At 66.3% G+C, this 21,772-nt stretch carries 18 protein-coding genes; 2 read left to right on the top strand and 16 right to left on the bottom strand.

Features of this window, described 5'->3' with window-relative positions; translation table 11 throughout:
• Positions 1–4: 4 nt before the first annotated feature.
• The 4 genes from LH407_RS10825 to galE all read right to left on the bottom strand — a co-directional run bounded on the left by LH407_RS10825 (position 5) and on the right by galE (position 5,942).
• A complete protein-coding gene (locus LH407_RS10825) occupies positions 5–1,546 on the bottom strand; it encodes a DUF5719 family protein (protein WP_322133979.1) in 1,542 nt (513 codons plus the stop codon).
• The gene (locus LH407_RS10820) at positions 1,539–4,436 is read right to left on the bottom strand and encodes a glycosyltransferase family 2 protein (protein WP_322133980.1); all 2,898 of its coding nucleotides are present in this window, start codon (positions 4,434–4,436) and stop codon (positions 1,539–1,541) included. Before LH407_RS10820 ends, LH407_RS10825 begins: the two co-directional genes overlap by 8 nt.
• Before the next feature lie 92 nt (positions 4,437–4,528).
• Positions 4,529–4,864, bottom strand: a complete 336-nt coding sequence (locus LH407_RS10815; RefSeq protein WP_322133981.1) for a WhiB family transcriptional regulator — start codon at positions 4,862–4,864, stop codon at positions 4,529–4,531.
• A 103-nt stretch (positions 4,865–4,967) separates the two neighbouring features.
• Positions 4,968–5,942: a UDP-glucose 4-epimerase GalE gene (gene galE, locus LH407_RS10810; protein ID WP_322133982.1), complete on the bottom strand. Its 975-nt coding sequence runs from the start codon at positions 5,940–5,942 to the stop codon at positions 4,968–4,970.
• A 96-nt stretch (positions 5,943–6,038) separates the two neighbouring features.
• On the opposite strand from galE, the gene LH407_RS10805 reads away from it, so the two are divergent.
• Complete coding sequence (locus tag LH407_RS10805; protein ID WP_322133983.1) at positions 6,039–6,992, top strand: GlxA family transcriptional regulator; 954 nt, start codon at positions 6,039–6,041, stop codon at positions 6,990–6,992.
• Positions 6,993–6,998: 6 nt separating this feature from the next.
• On the opposite strand, the gene LH407_RS10800 is transcribed toward LH407_RS10805, so the two are convergent.
• The 3 genes from LH407_RS10800 to LH407_RS14215 form a co-directional block, all read right to left on the bottom strand.
• Positions 6,999–8,405 carry a sugar transferase gene (locus LH407_RS10800; RefSeq protein ID WP_322135016.1) on the bottom strand — a complete coding sequence of 469 codons (1,407 nt, stop codon included), beginning with the start codon at positions 8,403–8,405 and terminating at the stop codon, positions 6,999–7,001.
• Between the two features lie 157 nt (positions 8,406–8,562).
• On the bottom strand, positions 8,563–9,081 hold the full coding sequence (locus LH407_RS10795; protein ID WP_322133985.1) for a VanZ family protein: 519 nt from the start codon (positions 9,079–9,081) through the stop codon (positions 8,563–8,565).
• Positions 9,065–10,195, bottom strand: coding sequence for a DUF4012 domain-containing protein (locus LH407_RS14215; RefSeq protein WP_407650661.1), 1,131 nt, complete (start codon positions 10,193–10,195; stop codon positions 9,065–9,067). Before LH407_RS14215 ends, LH407_RS10795 begins: the two co-directional genes overlap by 17 nt.
• A 659-nt stretch (positions 10,196–10,854) precedes the next feature.
• Between LH407_RS14215 and LH407_RS10785 the strand changes: the two genes are divergently transcribed.
• Positions 10,855–12,078 carry an SGNH/GDSL hydrolase family protein gene (locus tag LH407_RS10785; RefSeq protein WP_322133987.1) on the top strand — a complete coding sequence of 408 codons (1,224 nt, stop codon included), beginning with the start codon at positions 10,855–10,857 and terminating at the stop codon, positions 12,076–12,078.
• Here LH407_RS10785 and LH407_RS10780 read toward each other — a convergent pair.
• The 9 genes from LH407_RS10780 to LH407_RS10740 are packed head-to-tail and all read right to left on the bottom strand — an operon-like array spanning position 12,065 to position 21,769.
• A complete protein-coding gene (locus tag LH407_RS10780; RefSeq protein ID WP_322133988.1) occupies positions 12,065–13,342 on the bottom strand; it encodes an acyltransferase family protein in 1,278 nt (425 codons plus the stop codon). The two genes, LH407_RS10785 and LH407_RS10780, sit on opposite strands and share 14 nt — an antisense overlap.
• Positions 13,339–14,727: an O-antigen ligase family protein gene (locus LH407_RS10775; RefSeq protein ID WP_322133989.1), complete on the bottom strand. Its 1,389-nt coding sequence runs from the start codon at positions 14,725–14,727 to the stop codon at positions 13,339–13,341. Before LH407_RS10775 ends, LH407_RS10780 begins: the two co-directional genes overlap by 4 nt.
• A complete protein-coding gene (locus LH407_RS10770; protein WP_322133990.1) occupies positions 14,724–15,839 on the bottom strand; it encodes a glycosyltransferase in 1,116 nt (371 codons plus the stop codon). Before LH407_RS10770 ends, LH407_RS10775 begins: the two co-directional genes overlap by 4 nt.
• Entirely contained in the window at positions 15,836–17,041 is a 1,206-nt protein-coding gene (locus LH407_RS10765) for a polysaccharide biosynthesis protein (protein WP_322133991.1), read from the bottom strand. The genes LH407_RS10770 and LH407_RS10765 overlap by 4 nt, the downstream gene beginning before the upstream one ends.
• Entirely contained in the window at positions 17,038–18,150 is a 1,113-nt protein-coding gene (locus LH407_RS10760; protein WP_322133992.1) for a glycosyltransferase family protein, read from the bottom strand. Before LH407_RS10760 ends, LH407_RS10765 begins: the two co-directional genes overlap by 4 nt.
• A gap of 32 nt (positions 18,151–18,182) precedes the next feature.
• Positions 18,183–18,713 (bottom strand): acyltransferase, encoded by a 531-nt coding sequence (locus LH407_RS10755; RefSeq protein WP_322133993.1) that lies wholly within the window; start codon positions 18,711–18,713, stop codon positions 18,183–18,185.
• Positions 18,714–18,750: 37 nt separating this feature from the next.
• On the bottom strand, positions 18,751–19,293 hold the full coding sequence (locus LH407_RS10750; protein WP_322133994.1) for an acyltransferase: 543 nt from the start codon (positions 19,291–19,293) through the stop codon (positions 18,751–18,753).
• Complete coding sequence (locus LH407_RS10745; protein WP_322133995.1) at positions 19,290–20,654, bottom strand: polysaccharide biosynthesis tyrosine autokinase; 1,365 nt, start codon at positions 20,652–20,654, stop codon at positions 19,290–19,292. Before LH407_RS10745 ends, LH407_RS10750 begins: the two co-directional genes overlap by 4 nt.
• Positions 20,651–21,769 carry a glycosyltransferase gene (locus tag LH407_RS10740; protein ID WP_322133996.1) on the bottom strand — a complete coding sequence of 373 codons (1,119 nt, stop codon included), beginning with the start codon at positions 21,767–21,769 and terminating at the stop codon, positions 20,651–20,653. The genes LH407_RS10745 and LH407_RS10740 overlap by 4 nt, the downstream gene beginning before the upstream one ends.
• Between the last annotated feature and the right edge of the window lie 3 nt (positions 21,770–21,772).

Below are 21,772 nucleotides of genomic sequence, written 5' to 3'. Positions count from 1 at the left end.
GATCTCAGGGGTAGATGAGAATCGGGCTGGAACCGACCCCGGGCGGGGCAATCGTGTAGTGGGCGATCGCTCCGGTCTGGGCAGAGAGAACACTCACCGCCATCGCGAGATCGGCTGCGCCATCCGCGACATACGTCTCACCGGCGCTCACCTGAACACGCGACGACGCCCCGGCGGGAATCTCCACCGTGATGACGTCACCCTCGGTGGGTGTGAGGGTCACGGTCGCGGGCTCCTCCGTCGGGTTGGCCACGTGCAGGAGCGGTGACGGTCCCGGCGCGATGGTGATCTGCGCGGCATCCGTGAGCGGTGGTGCTGGTGCGAGCCACGCGAAGTCGGTGCGCTCACCGGCCGCAGCCGAGACGCGGCCAGCCGCGAGCAGCGGAATATCGGAGTCGACGCGAACCGTGTAGCGCCCGTCGGCGAGTTCCGGGATGGGCACGTCCATTACCCGACCGGCGTCGAACGTGAAGTCGAAAGACGTTCCCGTGCTCCGGCCGTCCTCCGGAATGACGCGGATGCTCGCAGATGCGTCCTGCTCACCGGGAACGAACACCCGCAGAATCGTCTGGAGGTCCTCGAACCCCGGACCGATCCCGAGGTTGTTCTCGATGTCGGCAGCTCCGGAGACCGTGAGACCCGGGATGACCGTGGTGAGCGATGGCGGCAGTGCCGGGCCCGTGAGGTCCACACCGCCGGGCACGAGCCCGCGCACGATGGTTTCTTGCAGTTCCGCGACCACCTGGCCGCCGGCACTCGTGACATGCACAACGGGAGCCTCGGTTTCCGGGGCGAAACCCGCGACCGACAGGACACGTTGTGCGCTTGCCGGCACCACGATGCCGCTCGTACCGGGAGCAGTGATGGGACCGGACTCACCGAAGAACTCGAGGTCGACGGTCGCCGGAACCTCGGTGGGGTTGCTCAAAGTGAGCAGTGTCGTGCGGCCCACCGTGGTGGCGCCACCGACGAGCCAGCTGTCGGCGGATGCAGCGCGGCACGCTCCCGCGGCAAGACCCACGATGTCCCCGTCACTCACCGTCTGTGCTTGGGCGCCGCTCACGAGGATGCGGGTGCTCGGGTCCGCCTCATCCGGAGGGGTGCTGATCAGCTGCGGTGCGGTGAGGCTCGCCCCGCCCTCGGAATCTGCGGTCAGCAGGTCGGTGCGTGTGACCGACCCGGTGCTGGAAGCACTCACCACGTCAGGGACACCCACAGCAGACGCCTGTGTTGCACCCTGGCCGGAATCATCCGCGAGGCGAAGCACGGCACCGGGGCAGACGAGCTGTTGCGCTGTTGGCACGGGAACGATGAGTTCACTGGGAGCAACAGCGACAGTCCTCGGGAAGGGCACGAGGGCGGCAGCGGCCACCGTTGCGACCGCGATAGCGATGCCGATGGTGCCAGTGGCGACACGGGCGCCGACGATGATTTTGCCCCGTGTGGTCATCGGCTCGCGCTCGCGGGCGCGGACGATGTCCTCCTCCTGCTCGGGGAAGAAGCTATCGGTTTCGACGGTTTCGCCGGTCGGTTCGATGTCACTCATCGCGCGTCACCTCCGTCCGCTCTCCGCTTTCGATGGAAGGGATTGCATCACCCGCCGCGTCGTCGGGTGGGCCGTCATCGGCGGGAGCCACGGATGCTTCGCTGTCTCGCCTCTTCGCCGTCGACGCAGTCCGAACTCGGCGACGCCGCTCCGTCGGAATGGCCAGCAGGATCGTCACGAGCAGCACAACACCCTGTCCGATGAGCACGGTTGTTCCCCACTGGGTTTCGAGGGGACCAGGGCCTGTGGGCGCCTGTCCGTCCGCAAGGCCCTCGTAGGCCCACAGGAACCCCTGGGCAGTGTCGCCAACGGGGGTGAGAAGTCGGTTGCCGTCGAGAGACTCCGCGGCACGCTGCGCCGTGGCGGACGCCTCGATCGAATCGGCGGCGGGCGTCAAGATGACAAACCCGATCTGGAGGTCATCGAGTTCGGCCGCGATGTCGAAACCGCTCCTGGAGGCCAGATTGCCCGCGAGAGTCGCGAGACGCAGCTCCGATTCGTCGGCCGTGGCATCCGTCGCGGCGAGTGTCGACTGTTCGTTCAGGGTGGTTCCCTCGCCGCGATGCAGATCAACGGCGAGACCGCCATCGCCCTGTGCCGAGAGCGCGAGGGTGCCGAGATCGGGCCGGGTCGACGCTTCGGCGGTGACGAATGCGGGTAGGAGTCGTCCGCTGCTCTCCCGTACCGCGATCGATCCAGAGGCAGACGCGACAACGAGGGGCGCGGCGACCGCGAGCAGGGCAGCACCGGCGATCCACGCGGGTATGGCCGCGCGGGTCGCGAGCGTCTCAAGGGCAACAACCGCTCCACCGATAAGCCCCAGCCAATAGAGGCTCAGTGCCGCCCCCGGCCATACCGGCGTCGCTTGTGAGCCGACGAGCGTCACTTCGATGTGCGTGGCGGCGACGGCCGTTACAAAACCCAGGAAAGCAATCGCGAGCGCAGGGACGGAGCGAACCGTACCGGGAAGGAACAACGCCAACAGCGCGAGGACCGCGAGGGGTGCAAGCAGCACGATGAGCACGATCGGGGCCATCGCGGGAGCGAGGCCCAACGAGGCCAGCAGCTGCTCCCAGCCCGCGAGCTGGTCACCGGCCGAGCCGAGGGCGAGCTGCCACCCGGACGGAGCCTCGCGCAGAACCGGCACACCGGGCTCGGCAAGGAGAGCGAGGACGGTACCGCGCTGCACCTGATCGATCACGAGCGGGAGCGCGAGAGCGACCGTGAGGAGCGGGACGCCGAGGAGTCGCGGTATCGCGCGAGGCCTTGCGACCATCCACGCGAACCACAGGAGCACGACGGGCGCCGCCAGGATGGGTGCGCTCGCGCAGACCGCAGCGAACAGCAGGGCTGCCACCCCGGCCATGGCCCAACTTCGCGAGGCACGGAACAGCGCAAGAACGAGGGTCGGCAGAAGGATGTGCGCGATGACGGCACCCAGGTGCCCACCCGCGAGCGAGGTCAGGAACGGGGGCGCGATCGCCCACGCAATGGCCGCGAAGGTGGGCGCCCAGCCGCGACGTGAGAAAGCGGCCGCACACCACCACGCGGCGAGGGCCGCGAGAGGCAGGGCCGCGAGGTAGAGGAGGACGATGGATTGTGATGGCGCCCAGAAGGTGAGGCTGCCGAGCACGGCGAGTACGGCGGCGAAGGGGTCGGATGCTCCGACGAAGCCACCGCCGATGTCGTGCCATCCGTACCCGATCGTCGACCACAGGCCTTCAACCGTCGACGACAGTGGGGCGAGACCGCCGCCGGCGAGGGAGGCGACTCCGACAAACCTGCCGAAGGCGATCATGCCGAGGACGGCGGCGATGAGCACCATCCAGCCACCACCACTGGCAAAAAATCCGGGGCGCTCGCGAAGGCCCGACACGGCGATGACGGCTGCCGCACGCTCCTGGGCGCGCCGCTCGCGCACCTCGGCGCCGGACATGCGCAGGGGGGCGATCGCCGGCCACAGCGAACGGGTGTGGCGGATGCGACGACGGGCGGGTGCCACTCCCCCGTCGAATGCCGCCGCGATCGCGGCAGCGAGTTCTCCGGGGACTGACCCGGGCCGCTTAGCCACGATGTGGCCGATCGAACGCGCAATCGCGAGGGGCAGGAGCGAGAGCCAGTGGAGAGGTACCGCCGCGAGCGGAGCCCACACGAGTCGGCGATGGAGCTGAGCGAAGCGACGGATGCGATTCTGCGCTCCTGCGGACAACGAGCGACGGCCGAAGACCTCAGGCGGCCCGGCGCTGGCAACACGGGCGGCGGGGACACCAACAACGCGGTATCCCGCGAGCCGTGCGCGCACGGAAAAATCGAGCGCGGCATCGGCAGAACTCAGCCCGGGATCGAACCCACCGAGGGCAGTCCAGACGGAGCGACGCACGAGCATGCCCCCCGCGGCAACGGCGAGGTAGTCGCTCTGAACGTCGTACTGGGCCTGATCGAGTTCATCGGTGACGAGCTGCACCGAGCGACCGAGGGTCGTGACGGTCTCCCCGAACGCCGCGATGATCGTCGGATCGTCCCAGCGCATGAGTTTGGGGCCAGCGATCGCCACGGACGGCGCCACCTCGACCGCCCCGAGTAGAGCGGACAGGGCGCCGGGTTCGGGGGCGTTGTCATGGCCGAGCAACCAGACCCATTCGTCCTCGCGCTGCTGGGGCTCGCCCATGCGGAGTGCGTGGTCGACCGCGCCGCCGAAGGAAGCACGGCCCGGCGTGGTGATGACGGAACCCGTGCCCGCGAGAAGCGAGGCCGAGGCATCCGTGGATCCGGAATCGACAACGAGGACCTCGTCGGGTCGGCGAAGTTGCGCCTCGATCGAGGCCAGGGTTCTCGGCAGATACTCGGCCCCGTTGCGGGCGACGAGAACTGCGGTGACTCTCGGCTGCATCGCAATGAGACTAAGCGGACAGGATGCGAGGAGCCTGTCGTGACACGGTGCTGCAGCGCATCCGGAGCAAGGCCGGTATCACGCGAAGCGGATCAGGCGCGCTTACGAAGCTTGCGACGCTCGCGCTCGGAGAGCCCACCCCAGATACCGAAACGCTCATCGTTCTCGAGCGCATACTCGAGGCACTGCGCACGCACTTCGCAGGATGTGCAGATCTTTTTCGCGTCGCGCGTCGAACCGCCCTTCTCAGGGAAAAAAGCCTCCGGATCGGTCTGGGCGCACAAGGAGTCGCTCTGCCATGCGAGCGGGTTCTCCTCCTCGTCCGCAACCTGCCGAACACCCGGCACCCCCAGCTGGATCGGATCGACGAACCAATTGTCGGGCACCCCCGGCCCGCGTGGCGCGCTGCGATACTCGTTCGCCGCCATCTTTCGTCTCCCCTCCGGATCGCGCGGTGCGTGCGATCCGTTAGGGATAATTACACCGGTGTAGTTAGTCCGCGTCAAGTCGCGGATCATAAGTCGCAGGGGCTTATTCGGACCCTCGTGACGCGCCGCGCGTGGATATCCATTGGGTTTCGACCATCTCCCGGAGCGAGTGGCGCATCTCCCATTCAACGTCGCGAGCCGCGAGGTCGCCGGCTGCAACGATGCGCGCGGGATCGCCCGCCCTCCTGGGGCCCACCTCGGGCTCGAAATCGATGCCCGTCACCTCTCGCACTGTACGCATGATGTCGCCCACCGACGAGCCCGTGCCCGAACCGAGGTTGTACGCGGGCTCGAGTTCTCGACCCGCCGACAGGGCCGTCGCCGCGGCAACGTGGGAACGCGCGAGATCACCGACGTGGATGTAATCACGAACGGCCGTGCCGTCGGGTGTCGGGTAGTCGTCGCCGTTGATCCGCGGGGTCCGCCCCTCGAGGAGCGCCGTGAAGACGAGTGGGAGGAGGTTGTGCGGACTAGAGTCGTACAGCGCGGCATCCGACGACCCCACCACGTTGAAATAACGCAGGGACGTGTGCCGAAGGCCCGTCGCGACTCCCTGATCGCGCAGAAGCCACTCACCGATGAGTTTCGATTCGCCGTACGGAGACTGCGGGTTCTTCGGGGTGTCCTCGGTTACGAGATCGGTGTCCGGTGTTCCGTAGACGGCAGCGCTCGACGAAAAAACGATCTTGTCGACGCCGCAGGCCTCCATGGCACCGAGCACCCTCGCCGTGCCCGTGACGTTCTGCTCGTAGGTGTGGAGGGGTCGCTGCACGGAGACTCCCGCGTATTTGAACCCCGCTACGTGGATGACGCCGACCACCCCGTGCTCGCTCATGGTGCTCATGAGGAGCTCGCCATTGAGGATCGAACCGTGCACAAAGGGCACGTCGACGGGAATGAAGGACTCATGGCCGCTGGAGAGGTCGTCGAGTACGACCGCGCGGAGTCCCGCCTCCGTGAGGGCCCGCACCACGTGCGATCCGATATAGCCAGCACCACCAGTTACGAGCCACGTCATGCCTCTCACGCTAGCGTGTGGCCGCCCACTCCCCGACCATGGCAGACTTTGCCTGCTACGCAATATTCAGCCATCCGCGTTGAGGAGGGGAGCTCCATGCTCAAGAAAGTCGTTCTGCTGGCCATCCCCGGCGTCGCGCCCTTCGAATTCGGCGTCGTGTGTGAGGTGTTCGGTGTTGACCGCAGCGACTCCGGCGGGCCGGCATTTGACTTTTCGATCGCCACGGCGGAGCCCGGCCCGGTGAGCACGAGTCTCGGGTACGACATGCACATCGTCAACGACCTGAGTATCGCCGCCGACGCCGACCTCGTGGCCGTTCCTGCACACGTCATCGAGCGCGTCGATGAACGTTTCCTCGACGCGATCCGCGACGCGGAGCGTCGGGGCGCATGGGTTCTGAGTGTGTGCAGCGGCGCCTTCACTCTCGCGCAGGCCGGCATCCTCGATGGCCGCCGCGCCACCACTCACTGGATGCACGCCGGCAGGCTTGCCAGGGAGTACCCGAGGACCACTGTCGATCCTGACGTCCTATTCGTCGAGGACGGCACGGTCGTCACGTCCGCCGGAACGGCGGCCGGAATCGACGCTGCGCTGCACATCGTGCGCAAGGAATACGGCGCGGCCGCCACCAACGTCATCGCGCGCAGGATGGTTGTCCCGCCTCAGCGAGAGGGGGGTCAGTCCCAATACATCGACGCCCCCGTCTCCGACGTGCGCAGTGACTCGTTCGCCCTCGTGGCCGAGTGGATGCTCGAGAACCTGCACGAGGACCTCACCGTCGATCAGCTCGCACGCAAGGCGCTCATGTCGAGCCGGACCTTTGCGCGCCGGTTCAGAGCCGACATGGGCACGACCCCCGCTGCGTGGCTCAACCGACAGCGTCTCCTTCGCGCGCAGCAGTTGCTCGAGCAGACCGACCTCCCCCTCGAGGCGATAGCTGGGCAGACCGGATTCGGGTCGGCGGCCGTCATGAGGCACCACTTCGTGCGTGTGTTGCAGACGTCTCCACTGGCCTACCGTCGCGCCTTCGGAGAAGCGCGCGCGAGCTAGCGCGGCCTAATACGCGCCTTCACGGCGAACAACGGCGCGCACCGTTTTGACGAGGATCAACAGGTCGCCCGTGAGCGACCAGTTCTCGACGTAGTAGAGATCCAGCCGCACGGAATCCTCCCACGACAGCGTTGAGCGCCCGCTCACCTGCCACAGACCGGTGATTCCCGGCTTCATGAGGAATCGGCGATGGACGTGGTCTTCGTACAGGGCGACCTCACCGGCAAGCGGAGGACGCGGCCCGACGATGGACATGTCGCCGCGCAGCACGTTCAGCAGCTGCGGCAACTCGTCGAGGCTGAATCGACGCAGGGTGCGACCGATGGGCGTCACACGGGGGTCGTTGCGCATCTTGAAGAGCACAACGTTTCCCTCGGACCGCTCCACGGTGGCGAGGTCGGCGAGCCGGGCCTCCGCGTCGACCACCATCGAACGGAACTTCAGCATCGTGAAGAGCTGGCCATCGAGCCCAACACGCTTCTGACGGAAGAGGATCGGACCTGGGCTGCTGAGCCTGATGACGGCGGCGAGCGTGATCATGAGCGGCGAGAGCAGGATGAGCAGCAGCAGGCTCGCCGTCACATCCACCGTTCGTTTGAGCGCCTTCTGACCGCGGTCGAACTTCGGCGTCTCGACGTGCACGAGCGGAAGGCCGGCGACCGGACGCATCCGGATGCGTGGACCGCCGATGTCGGTAAGGCTCGGTGCCACCACGAGATGCTGGCGACCCGGCTCCAGCTGCCAGCTGAGTTCGCGAACGCGCTGCGGGGGCAGCCACCCGGTTCCGGTGATGGCGACCGTGTCGGCATCGTGCTCCGCCATGGCCTCGGCGATCGTGTCGAGGCTGCCGATGATGGGGATCTGCAGGGCGGCGAGGCCGGCGTCGGCTCGTCCCGTCTCGTGGACGCACGCGCCAACCACCTGGTAGCCGGACTCGGGCGCACGACGCAGTTCAGTCGCGAGATGGGCGACGGATGCCGGCGACCCGGCGAGCACAACGCGATACCCCATCCGTCCCTGCCGCCGCTGGCGCACAAGCCAACGCCGCCACAACCAGCGCTCGAGGAGCAGTAACACGATGCCGAGGGCGAAGGCGGTGAGCAGCGGACCGCGGTCGAGGCTCAGGTCGAGCACAAACAGAGTGAACACCACACCCGCGAGGAGCAGGAGACTCGCGTTGACGACCGCCCGATATTCCGCTGCACCCGCGCCCACATGTCGAAGCTCACGTGTCGAGGCGAAGGCGAGAAGTGCCGTCCAGGCTGCGACGAGCAGCACGGAGATCGTGTTGTAGCTGAGCCACGCGGGCGGGTCGTCACCAGAGCTGCCGGGGGCGTAGCCCGACCAGATGGCCTGAGAGAGGAAGACAACGCCGAGTACAACCGCGAAGTCCGAGACGATGAGGCGACGCACGTATGACCGCTGCCATTCCGAGCGCTCCGGACGGGATATCGGGCGGACGCCGGTAGCCCCCAGCGACTGAGCGGTAGATGACATATCACTGACCCCCGAAACCGGTTGCCAGCCCTGCGCCGGCAACTCGCTCCCCAGCGATGCGACATGCGCTCAGTTAGCGTACCCCATACGAGGACAGACGGGACAGTCTGCGCTTGGCCGACGCCCGCGCGACGAGAGCGACCAACCACCCGAGGGTCGCACCCGCGGTGTTGGCGATCACGTCGACCGGACCACCGAACCTGTCGGGGAGCGCAAGCAGTTGAACAACCTCGACCATCGCCGAGGCGCTGAGCGCTGCCAAGGGCACGATCCAGTGCACGGCCCGCGGAAGAACGAGCGTAAGCAAAACCCCGATCGGAACAAAAAGAATGATGTTGCCGACGAACTCGACGTGATCGTAGGCGAGCCACACCAGGCCGGTCTCGCGCAAGAACGAGGCGACACGCAGGAGCGGCAGTTCAAAGGAGCGATCGACCGGAGTCGGCCAAAAGACGATGACGGCAACGATCGCGACGTACGTCACAAGGATGATCGCGCTCGCCCACGGCGGTGAGCCCTGCCGAGATGGCCGCTCCGCAGGCGCCTGCGGAGTTGGCTCGACCGCACCGCGCCGATCAGCAGTACGCGTCATAGACCCTCATGGGTGTCTCGCGCACCATGGGTGTGGTGCGAACGTCGAGGTCCGGATAGTCCAACCCGTCGCCCTCGAATCGAGACGAGAACTCCACCGACTCCCCCGGGTTGAGCGGAAGATCGAGCACCACGGCCGCTCTGCCCTCCCACTCGACAACGGATTCGGTGGGGACACGCTTGCCGTCGATGCGGGCTTCCACAAACTCCGCGCCCGGCGGCCCCACGATCATGGCCCGAGTCAGAATCACGCCGGGCGGAGCAACGGGGCTCGAGAGAGCGCCCGGGAGCACGGCATCCGGATCAACGGACGACACCAGTTCTCCGGACAGCTCGAACACCGTGTCCACGGCCTGACAGCGGCTGGCGCCCACGTCGAGCGTGGCGTCCAAGTAGTACCCGAGTTTCGTCGCGGTGTAGTCATTCAGGTAGAAGTCGAAGGCGGTGGCCTCCGATTCAGTGCCGTCGTCCGCACCGGTGAGAGGTGTCAGTTCGATGACGCCCTGTTCGTCGGGGCGGGAAGCCCAGAACATCAGTCGATGCTCCTCGGCGGCCCGCCCGAACGCCGCGACGAGATCCACGAAGGATCCCTGACCCGAGGACACCGCTACGAAGACCAGCGAACTGATCGCCGTGAAGTACGCATCCTGGCTGGCTCCATCCGGGTACTCGACGTAGACGTCCGACAGCACGCGGTCGACGACATTGTCGGCGGAGAGCTGGCCCCCGCCGTCGAGAGCCAGCGGTCCCGTGGCTCCGAGAACGTAGCTGAGAGCGACGGGATCGACCGACAGCACACCATCCACCCTCAGACCGAACGTGCGCTCCCACATCTCCTGCGCTGCCCGCGCCGTCGTGGGGAAGTCGGGGGTGCGCGTGATCGAGGCCATCGAGAGGCCGAGGTCGGGGAAAACCCCGAGCTCGTCGTCATCGAACTCGCCAACACGCTCAGGGAACACGGGGATGCCGCCGATGGCACCCACTTCGGCGCGGATGGCAATCCGCCCGTCATCGATCTCCATGATCGCGAACGCCGTCGGATTGCCCCCCTGCGTGCGCAACTCCGCATTGTTCGGGAACATCAGCAGGTAGGTGCGAGGCTCGTCCTGCCCCATCGCATCCGGAAGGATCTCGGCAGCGATGGTGAGTGCCGACGTGATCTCGCTGACCCGCTCCAGTTCGGATCGGAGTTGATCCACGGAGGCGGCTATGGGACCGAGGAGGGCATCCGTATCGATGTCCGCCATGATGTCCGCCGCCTTGTGGAGCGTCGCGTCGGCGACCTCGATGACGGGAGCCGTCTCGGCAACCGCGGCGACGTCGAGGCGACCTCCACTCGGCTTGAACGCCTCGAGATCGATGTCCCCGGCCGGCAACACTGCTCCCTCGCCGATTCCGTGGGCGACCGCGACCGTCGTGGTGATGGCGCGGAGGTTCTCACCGAGCAGGGGAACCCGCGACGCGAGACGCCACACCGGATTGTCGAGGGCGTGGACGGCATCACCGGTCGCTTCGACGAAGGCTTCGGCATCCTCCTCAACCTGATCGGCGTCGCCAACGAGGAGCGCCGACTGGATAGACGCCGCAAGCGGGAGCGCGCTTTCGAGGTGGGCCCGCGCGGTCAGGGCGCACCCGACAACGATCGCCGCCAGCGCGGCGAGAGCAAGGGCGGGCACCAGCAGGGCCGCCAACGCCAGACGGCGAATGGCTCGGGTTCGACCCCGGGGAGGTCGGCGCATCAATGACCCCCTCTCGGGGCACATACGATGGAGGCATGTCGGGGGGACATCGAACGCGGCGCGCTCTGCGCGTGGTCATTGCGCTGTGCGCCGTGACGCTGCTCGCCGGCTGTTTTCCCTCCGTGTCCGACGTTGTGGACACGTCGGGCGCGCCCGCAGACGGCGCCATCGTCGATTACAGCTTCGGACACACGATTGGCGTTGCCGAGCAGTTCGCGGATGCCCCCATCGATGCACTCCAGCGGCTTCCGCTCGAGTTGGCCGCAACGCCAACGAGCCTCCGGGTCCACATTCGCAATTGGAACTACCTCTCCGACGAGCCCGTGCAGGGGAGCCTCACGGTGACGGACGTGTGGCTCGGCCAGCAGGCGGCGGACGGGCCCGGTTATGCAACCGCACCGGCGCACCTCGCCGCAGGAGGAACGATCGTCGATGGCGCGACCTACACGACCCCGTGGGTGAGCGCTGACGAACTCGATCTCGAGGCGGGAGTTCCGCAACTCCTCTCGATCGGCCTGCGTAGCGATGCCGGTACCGCTCTCGCTGTCACGGGGGGTGTCGCCTGGGTCGACTTTTTCGGTTCGTCCGGTCTCGGCGGTCGAACCGATGCCATCGGACAGTTCACCGGTTCTTTCTCGCTCCTCGACGTGTGGGTCGAGTACACCGTCGACGAGGACACCCCACGGCTGGTTGTTCTCGGGCACTCTCTGAACTCCCCCGGCAACATCGATCCGGCGGCACACCCCCACGAGGGCGAGAAGGATTCGTGGCCCCAGCTGTGGGCGCAGGCGAACGGTGGCGCGGCGAGCACTCTCTCGGCGAGCGGATCCTGGTTGTTGAGCTACCCCGTCGAATCGCCGAAGTGGACGACGTTCGAGGGGATGACTCCCGACTTCGTCACCCTGTGGGCCGCCTCCAACGACATCGCGAGCGCCCAACCGATCGAGGCCGTGCGTGTCGCGTTCCTCACCATGCTTGACCGAGCACGCGCGCTGTGGCCGGAGGCGAAGATCGTCGCGTTTACCGAACCGCCGCGCGGCAATACTTCGGAACTCGATGCCGTGCGCGTGGAGTGGAATGAGTGGCTGCTCTCGAACGAGGTCGGTCTCTTCGCGGTGGTCGACGTTGCGACACCGCTGGCCGATCCGGGCGATCCGCTCGTGCTGCGACCGGAGCTCACCTCGGACGGATCGCATCTCTCGCTTGCCGGGCACGAACTCGTCGCGAGCCTTTTCGCTGACGCCGTCACACCTCACTAGCGGACTTCTCCGGGTTCTTGTCCAGCGCGGTGAATCGGGGCCGCGGGCGCCACCGTTGTGCTGGACGCTCGATGAGCCAGTACGTGACGGATCCCGCGGCAATGCTGAAAACGGCAACAAGCGCGACGTTGTACGCGGCACCGAGCGGCGTGTCTGGCCCAGCCCATCCGAGGCGGATGATCGTCAGCAGTACCGGGTAGTGCCAGAGGTAGACACTCAGCGAGATGAGGCCGATGTAGTGGAAGGGTGCCCAATCCAGCACCGCCGCGTACCGCGGATGCTCGCGTGTGCGGACGGGTAGGAGGAGCAGCAGAAAAAAGGCACCGGAGGCGAGGGCCACCCCCGTGCTCAACCAGGGAAGTCGCAGCACGAGGCATACAGCGGCAAAAAGCAGCCCGCCGATGAGCGACAGAGTTGCCACCGCTCGCAGTGAGACACGACCAAGGGATACAAGGGCACCGTTTTTGGCCGCGATGTAGGCAACGATCGCAAGCATTCCGAAACCGAAATTGTCCGACCAGACAAGGAAGCTGCGCGAGAGCACTCCCAGCCAGTTTGCGCCCCACTCGGCGTCGAGAACCGAGACGCCCCCGATGAGCTGGATCGCCCAGGCGATGCCTCGGAAGACAACGCCGAGCGCAATGAGCGCGAGGGCCGGCAGCGCCGCCAACAGGTAGCGGCTCCGCTTCCAGGTGGCCCCCACGCGGTGCACGGCGATCGCGAGCAACGGCAGGACGACGTAGAAGGTGAGCTCAACCGTGAGGGTCCACGACGAGTTGATCCCCGTCTGCAGGCCGGAGGGGAAAAAGTTCTGCAGGAGCGTGAGGTGGAGGAGCAGGTCGAGCGGATTCGTGATGACCCCGGTGCCGGCATCCGTGTAGGGCACCATCGTCTCCATCGCGTTGCTGAGGAAGGAGCCGGCCAGCACAAAGTTGGCGAAGAGGAAGATCACGATGTACGCGGGGTAGACGCGGAGCGCACGATTGCGCAAGTAGTCGGAGATCGACCCGAGCGGGCGATTACTGATGATGCGCGACGCGAACGGCCAGTAGATGAGGAACCCCGACAGCGCGAAGAACACCACGATCACCTGGCCGAGGAGGTCCAGGTGTGTGGCGGTGAGCACAAGCGGAGCGAGAGCCCCCATGGTGTGGACGAGGATGACGGAGAGCGCGAGGAGTCCGCGCATTCCGTCGAGTCCGATGAGACGCTGTTTAGGCGCCTTCGCGGTCGCCGCCGCTCGGGCATCCGGTGGTGGGGTCATCGCCGTTCCTCAACAATCTGAAGCTGCCTACCGGTGGCGCCGGGCTGCGCCGGCGGATCGTGAAAATCCTCTTCGCGTGGGAGCACGGCGAGGAAAAAGGCGAAGAGCGCCGCGACGGGCGGGATCGTGATGACCGGGAAGTCCAGCTGGAGAGCGACTCCCACAAATCCGATGTAGCCGGCAGCGATGTAGCCGAGCTCCGGGTTTTTACTGCGCAGCGCTCGGAACGACAGGACGATGCCGACGATGAGCACAAAACAGAACAGGATGCCCACAACGAGGCCACCTCGGTATACGGAGAGCAGCGGCGCATTCGCCACGTGGTTGACGGCCATTCCCACCCGGCCGTCGCGGAACTCGATGCGCCCCCACCCGAGGCCGAACAACCAACTGCCGTCCATGTGTTTCGGGTAGTCGCGGAGGGCGTCGGCGCGCGCACTGGACCCGGTGTCGAAAGATCCGAAGGAGTCGAAGAGTCTGCGTTGGATCGCGGGAATCATGAGCAGAACGGCGCCCGCGACCGCGGCGACACTGACGATGCGCACCTTGCCGGTGAAGCGGAGGCGCTGGAGGGCGATGTAGACGAGGAACGCGACCCCGAGCGAGAGGATGGCGGCGCGACTGAGTGTGAGCGCCATGGCGAGGGCGACAACCGAGACCAGGGCAACTCGCGGGATGCCCCGGAATAGTGCGAGCGCCAAGAGAACTCCGAGGTAGAGGAACAGCCCGCCCGCATTGGGATCGACGTAGGTTCCCGTCAGTCGAACGGTCATGCCCTCGGCACTCACGACGTAGCGGAGGTTTGTTCCGTCCCCTACGCCGTAGCCGAGGAAGGAGAGGAGCGACAGCAGCCGACCGGAGCTATCGAAGAAGAGAGTGATGAGGCCAAAGACCGACCCGGTCGCGGCGCCAACGACATACCAGCGCCCGACTGTGCGCAGGTCGGGTCGGGACAGTTGCGATAGCGAGAGCACCGACGATGTCGCGAGGAACCACTTGGCGAACTCCGTGTAGTCGTAGCTCGTTGTTGCCGTCACAACCATCGATACGGCCGAAGCGATGATGAGCGCGAGCACACCCCACTCGACTGCGCCCGGTCTTCTTCCACCGCGGGGCAAGTGAATGATCGTGGTGATGCCGATCGCGACGGAGAGCAACAGCACGAGCGGCAGTGGTGATCCCGGCAGCACACCGAAGGGAATCGCGGCGAGCACAAAGGCGAACGCAGAGTAGAGGTAGAGCGGTCGACGCAGCGCGATCCAGGCGCCGACGGGAACGAGGGTTGCGAGTATTGCGATGAGCCTCACGGCGATCGACGCGTCGCTGGCGAGCACGGCACCCAGAATCGGCGTCATGATCGCGGCGAGAACGATGAGGATTTTCACGCGGAGATCCATTCCGCAATGCGCGAGTGCGGGATGCCCGCATTCCAGCGATCGGCATTCGCCTCGTAGAGCCGCTGACCCTCGGCGGTTGCCGCATCCCGGTCGAGGAGGTATCGGCGGGCCTGCTCGATGAAGGCCTTTTTGTCGTCGAACGGTGTGACCCCCAGGACCGACGCGTGCGCTCCGATAGCCGCCGTCGTACCGATGACGGGCAGCCCACGCGACGCGGAATCCAGGAGCTTCACACGCACCCCGCCTCCGGTCTGAACGGGAGCGACCAGCGCACGGCCCGAGCCGAGCATCTCGTCGAGGTCATCGGCGAATCCGATGTCCTTGAGGCCGTCGGGGATGGCGGGATAGGGGGCTGCGGGGTCACGTTTTCCGACGACAACAAGTTCTGCGCCCTCGATCCCGCGCGCGATCTCGGGCCACCATGACGCGAGCAGCACAAATGCCTCATGGTTCGGCGGCCACGTGCGATCGCCGAGGAAGATAAGGCGACGGCCCGTCGTCTCGACCGGGGTGCGCGTGCCGGGTGGGAGTGTGATGTCCAGCCAGAAGACCGGATCGACTCCACGGTCGCGGTAGAACTGCGCCTCATCGCTGTCGTACGTGCCCACCGCCCGCATGGCCTTAGCAGTGCGCACCTCGTCGCGGAGGATCCTCCGCGATTCGAGCCTGCCGGCGCGACCTCGCGTCGCGGCAAAAACGAGTGACTCCGAGTTGATGGTGTTGAGCACGATGGGGGTGCTCCCCCGATGGCGCGAGCGCAGGTAGGACTCCGCCATGTAGTTGTGCTCAGCGACGAAGAGGTCTGTTGCGGTTTCGTCGATGGCGTGGCGCAGCGCCGGAACGTCGAACCGCGTGTGCACGATGCTGCGACCGGTGAGAAGGCTCGTGGCGGCAAGCTTCGGGACGGACACGGGAGGTTTCGGGATACGACGGATCGATGCATCCGGTGACGGGTCGGCCGCCCGGGAGAGGGCGATACCGCGTACGGAAACGGACTCCGCGGCCAAGCGCATCACGAGTCGGGAGAGCGCGATGTCGCCGCCGTGGTCGATTGTCGGATCCTTCGCGAGGAGGAAGGTCGCGGTTCTCGTCTCGCTCACAGCAGGCCACCCCCGTCTGGCACGATCGGGGCGTCATCCGCACGCTTCTCGGGTCGCACCTGGGGTGACCACGAGTAAACGACGCGGTAGTACCAGATGAGCAAGATGAGCTCGCCTGCGATGGCACCGACGGCCGCCCCCAGAGCGCCGAGCGGGGCCAGAAGCGCGAGGATGCCGAGCTTCACCGCCGCGGCCGTCCATCCCGCCGCGACGCGATGCCCATCACGCCCCTGCACGTAGAGCATGGTCGTGAGGATGAGAGTGAGCGAGCGCAGGAGCACAACCGTGCTCATCACCACAAAGAGCAGCCCGACTCCCGGCTCCGAGAAGAACGCCATGAGTACGAGCCCGACAACGAGCATGGCGATGGCGAGCAGAATCGCGACCGCGAGCGACGCCACCCGTCGGGGGCCGGCATCCGGGTCACCCAGCCCTGCCCGCAGACGCTCGTGGAAGGTCTGCGCGAACATTTGGGCGAAGGATGAGAGGGCGAGTGCCACGACGGACGCGAGCGAATAGACACCGGCGATCTCCTCCGTGGTGAGCACACCGAGGAGGATCACATCGGCCTGGAGGTAGAGGGCGAGTGCGAGTGCGTCGAACCAGAGCAGCCGGATCTCGTGGAACGATCCGGGCATTTTCGGCCGCCGACCGCGAACCTTGATGGCCGCCGCGATCGCAATGACGAGGTAGGGGGCGCTGTAGAGACCCACCGCGAGTTCGAGGCTCGGGTTGTTCACGGTGAACAGGTACACCGAAGCCAACACGATGGAGGAGAGCTGCCGTAGCGCATCGAGACGCGTGACGATGTTGGGGAGACCTGCCCGGAGGGCGTCTCCCTTGACCGCATTGAAGAGGATCTCGCCTCCGGCGACGACGAGCGCGAACCCCACAACGAACACGGGGACGAAGAACACAACGCCGAGGAGCAGCAAGGCCCCTCCCACGAGAACACGTGTCGCGGCTTCGCGCCCGTAGCTCTCGTCGTCGATGCGGAGCGAACGCACGAGGAAGATGTTGTCGATCGGCGCGGCGATGATCGCGGCAACCGCGAACGCGATGGCGTAGACGCCGTAATCGGCGAGTCCCAGGCGGAAGATGATGAGCGCGGTCCAGGCGAGACCGAGAAGACGTGCGGCGAGAACCCAGGTCGAGGCGATCCCCGCCCTCATGAGGTTCTGCCCGAGGAGTTTGGCGATCACGATCGCCCCCCGTTGCGCAGTGGTGCGACCGAACGCGTGCCCCACACGGCAAGAAAGTCGTCGACGATCCGCTCGGCGGAGTGCCGCCAGCGCACGTCGCGCGCTCCTCGCTCGAGCTCCTCGAGTCGGGTCTCGTCGCGCAGCGTGAGATTGGCAGTGGCAGCCAACTCAACGGCACCGCCGTCAACAACAACGGCGCCTCCGCCCTCGGCCAGTTCGGTGAGCGCCCCGTGCGCACGACACAGCACGGGTGTCGCATAGGCCATGGCGCGGCTGACGACACTGGCGGCGGGAAAGGCCTCGCGCCCGTACACGTGTCGAGAGTCGTACGGCACGAGGAGCATCCTGATCGACGCGAAGAAGGCGTCCTCGGCTTCGCCATCCACCTCACCGAGGATCTCGACACCCGGGATGGGGTCGAGCTTCTCCGTTCCGCGACCGGCGACCCGAATGAGGATGTCGTCATCGAGCTGCTCGCGGAGTCGTTGCACGACCTCGAAGCCCTTGCCGCGATAGACGTAGCCAAAGAGTCCGATCGCGAGCGGTCGGTCGACGACGGGTGTGATCTCGGGCCTGTCGGGAACAAACAGCGACGACGCGACAACGTGCGAGCCGGTCATGACCTTGCGGAGCTCGGTGGCGCCCGTGTGGCTGAGCGTGACGAGCGTCCGACCGCGGTTCACACGCGCCTCCAACCAGGTGGTGAAGGGCTGGGTCAGATAGTGCAGTCCGTGATTGAGAAGCCGGATGTTGGCGGCGAGCCGAGTGCGGAAGGGCCACCACACACTCAGCGGCGGGTCGTGGACGGTCGCCGCAACGGGCACGTCACGCACACCTACCGTCGCCCAGAACGGGAGCAGCGCGCCGCCGCTCTGTTCCGCGTGGACAACGGTGTTCGCGGGATCCTCGGCGATCAGACGCAGCACTTCCCGCCGTTGCCGGAGGATCGAAACGAGCGAATCCTTGCCGGGCCCGTCGTGGCGGTACTCGACGACAGACCCCACCCGACCACGCACGGCGGCGATGAAATCCTCGGCGTAGTCACCCACACCGCTCTCCCCCGCACGGGGAGCGATGTAGACGAGGCGCATCGTGGAGCAGTCGCTCATCGGTTCCTTCCTGAACTGGCGCTTGCTGCGGTTTAGAAGAACGGCGGCTTGTACTTCGGCCGGTAGGTGAGCGCGGACTCGCGAATGCCGCGCACGAGAGCGGGGACACCGGCGACGATCTCCATGTCGGCGACATCGGAGCGCACGAGCGAGGTGGCCCCGACCACCGCACCCCGGCCGATCGTGACATCCGGCAGCACCGTGGCTCGGCTTGCGATCCACGCGTAGTCGCCCACCGCGATCGGGAGCAGCTCGTACTCGAAGGTGTCCGAATCCGGCAGGTGCGTTCCCGTGATGAAGTGCACGTCACTCGCGATGACGACGTTGCTGCCGATCGTGAGTCCACCGCGCGCGTCCAGGAGGCAGCGGAAGCTGATGACGGTCGACTCGCCGATGCTGAGCTTGTCGATCCCCAACACCGTTGTGCCGCGGAACACCGACGTGTCTTTGCCGATCTTCGCCCCCCAGATGCGCAGCGTCCACAGGCGAAGCCAATGGAAGGGCATGTGGGTGATGAAGAAGTTGTAGTGGACGACTCCGAGTCGGTCCCAGATGCGTTTCATTCGCATCCCTTCTGCTGTGTGGTCGTCGAATCGCTCATCAGAACAACATCGGTTTGAACATGGGTCGGTAGGTGAGGCGTGAGTGGCGTTCGCCGACAGGCTTGGCGGGGATGCCCGCCACGATGGACATCGCCTCGACGGGCTTACGCACGAGGGAGCACGCTCCGATCACGGCACCGCGACCGACCGTGAGCCCTTCCAATACGGTCGAGCGGCTCGCGATCCACACGTAGTCCTCGACGACCGTCGGCTCGATGATGTAACTGAAGTCGTCGGAGTTGGGCAGGTGGTGGCCGGCGATGAAGTGCACGTCGCTCGCGATGACGACGTTGTCGCCGATCGTGAGACCGCCACGCGAGTCGAGGAGGCACCGGAACCCGATCGTCGTCGCCTCACCAACACGCAGACCCTGGATGCCGAGCACCGTCGTACCTCGAAAGATCGACGAATCCTTACCGATCTCGGCACCCCAGGCGCGCAGGAAACCCTGCCGGATCGTGTGCGACGGCAGAAAGGTGACGAAGTGATTGAAGAGCACGGCACCGAGGTGCTCCACGAGCCACAGCAAACGTCGTTTCATGGTGTCCTCTCCCCCGAACCCACAAGCTCCGTGTCGAGTGGCTCGTATTCGTCGTGCGTGGAGCGTGATCTGCTGCGCCGGACATCCGTGAGCACGATCCCGCGGAGTTCGCTGTGACCGAGGCTCGCAATCCCCCGAAGCAGGTCCTCACGCGGGAGGGTTCCGGGAGTCACCGCGAGCAGCACGGAACCAGCGAGCGGGGCGAGGGTCACGGCATCCGATCCCGCCGACAGTGGTGGGGCATCGATGATGACGTGGTCGTACCGTTCCTCGAGACCTTGCACCAGTCGCCGTGCGCGCTCGGAGGCGAAGAGGTCGTGGGTGTTGGGGGCCACACTTCCCGCGGCGATGACGGAGAGCTCTGGCACAACCGGCCATGATTGGACGGCATCCGCGAGCGGCGCGCCGACAAGCAAGTCGGTGAGGCCGAGGTCAGACTCGAGCCCGAGATGCTCGAGCACGTGGGGGTTCCGCACGTTCGCATCGACGAGGAGAACCCGACGTCCCTGTTGCGCTGAAGCCATGGCGAGACCAAGAGCAACCGTTGTTGCGCCCTGATCGGGTCGCGCCCCCGTGATGAGGGTGCTGCGCGCCTCGAAGCCGATGAATCGCATCATCGCCTCGAGCGTGCGGAAGTCGTGCGAAGCCTGCGAACTCTCAACGGTCGCTACAACTGTCTCCGGATTGTCGGTACGCGCGATCGTCGCGAGGACACGCACCTCGGTGGCATCCGCGATATCGCGCACCGATCGAATGCGTGAGTCGAAGCTGTGGCGCGAGAGCATCATGCCGACGCCGATGATGGATCCCACGAGTAGCCCTGCCCCGAGCGACGGGAGGATCTGGGGATACGCCGATGAGGTCGGCACTGGTGCCCGTTCGAGGACCTGCGCTGTGAGGGAACTCCCCTCGTCCGTCATCTCGGCCTCGAGCTGCAGCTCGATGACGTCGACGAGTTGATCCGCGACCGCATTCGCGAGCGCGGCCGCTTCGGTGTTGAACCGGCTGGAGGCGACGATCTCGACAACGAGACTGTCGGCGACCGGGGTGGCGGTCACCCGAGCGGCCAGGTCGTCGGGGTTCTGGTCGATACCGAGGTCCGCGGCGACGGGCCGCAGCACAACGGGGTCGGTTGCCACGGTGGCGTAGGAGAGGATGCGCGTCTGCGCGTAAATGGTTGCTGCAAGGGTGTCGAGCGCTGTCGGGGTCTCCCCGACACTCAAAAAGACGCGAGCCGTCGCATCGAATCGGGGGGTGGACAGCAGCGCGGTGGCGAGTCCGCCCAACCCACCCAGGAGCGCAAAGAGGGCAAAGATGGCCCACCCTCTCTGCACAACCCGGAGACGATCAGCAAGGGTCACCGGGCGGCTCCGGCGAGCGCGACGAGATCCTCGACCTGACCGTGCAGTTCGCCAGCGAAGGTTGCCTCGGTGAAGCGTGCAGCGGACGATTGGATCGTGCAGGCATCCCACGGACGGGCCTCGAGGCGATCAAGCGCCCCGCGGATCTGGGTCGAGGTCGGGGTGTCGAAGAACACTCCGGTGCTGTTCTCGACCACCGTGTCGAGGAACCCACCCCAGCGCAGCACGGCACTCGGTTTGCCGAAGACGGCCGCCTCGATGGGGGTCAGGCCGTAGTCCTCGTAGCTGGCGGCGACGATCGCACGGCTTCGGGTGTACAGCCAGCGAATCTGGGCATCGGTGAGGTTCTTCAGCATCGTGACGTTGGGCGGCAGGGTGCTCCTGAGGTTCTCCTCCTCCGGGCCCGCGCCCACGACTACAAGGCGACGTTCCGGTGTCGATCGGACCGCCTCGATGACCTTGTCGACGTTCTTGTAGGGCAACAATCGCGAGATGCAGAGGTAGAAGTCCTCGCCGATACCGGGAACCGACTCGACGGGCATCGTCTCCGACACCGAATGCGGCGCCGGCACGATCGTCGAGTCAAGGCCGTAGGCGTCGCGGATGCGACCCTGCACGGCCGTCGAGATCGCGAGGTACCGCGTGGCACTCGAGGCGGCCCTCCGGTCCCACGCCCTCAGCCACGGTGAAAAGGCGCCAAGTGCGAGCGCCTTCGGCAGGGCTGGACGCTCACCGAGGTACACGTCCGACTGGTAGAGCCATCGGGCCGGCGAGTAGCAGTAGACGAGCTTCTGGCCGTTGGTGTGCACGCCGTGCGCCCAACCGCTGCTGCTCGAAATCACCACATCCGCGTCGATGTGGATCGAGTCGATGGCAGCGGGGAGGAACGGCAGCGCACCCCGGTGGTGGCGTCGGAGCGGCCCCACCCTGTTGAGCGCCGAGGGGCGAATGTCGAGCTCCGTGAACTCGGGGAACGAGGTCTCGGGCTGGTACAGCGTGGTGTAGATCGGGGCATCCGGAAATGCCCGCGCCATCGCGAGCACCACGCGCTCCGCCCCGCCCCGCTGGGTGATGTAGTCGTGGGCAATGGCAATCCGCGGCTTCGACCGTGTCATCGT

Origin of the sequence: Antiquaquibacter oligotrophicus (assembly GCF_020535405.1) — a bacterium.
GTDB lineage: Bacteria > Actinomycetota > Actinomycetes > Actinomycetales > Microbacteriaceae > Rhodoglobus > Rhodoglobus oligotrophicus.
The sequence above is the reverse complement of the archived record's forward strand: the minus strand, read 5'-3'. Positions and strand labels throughout refer to the sequence as shown.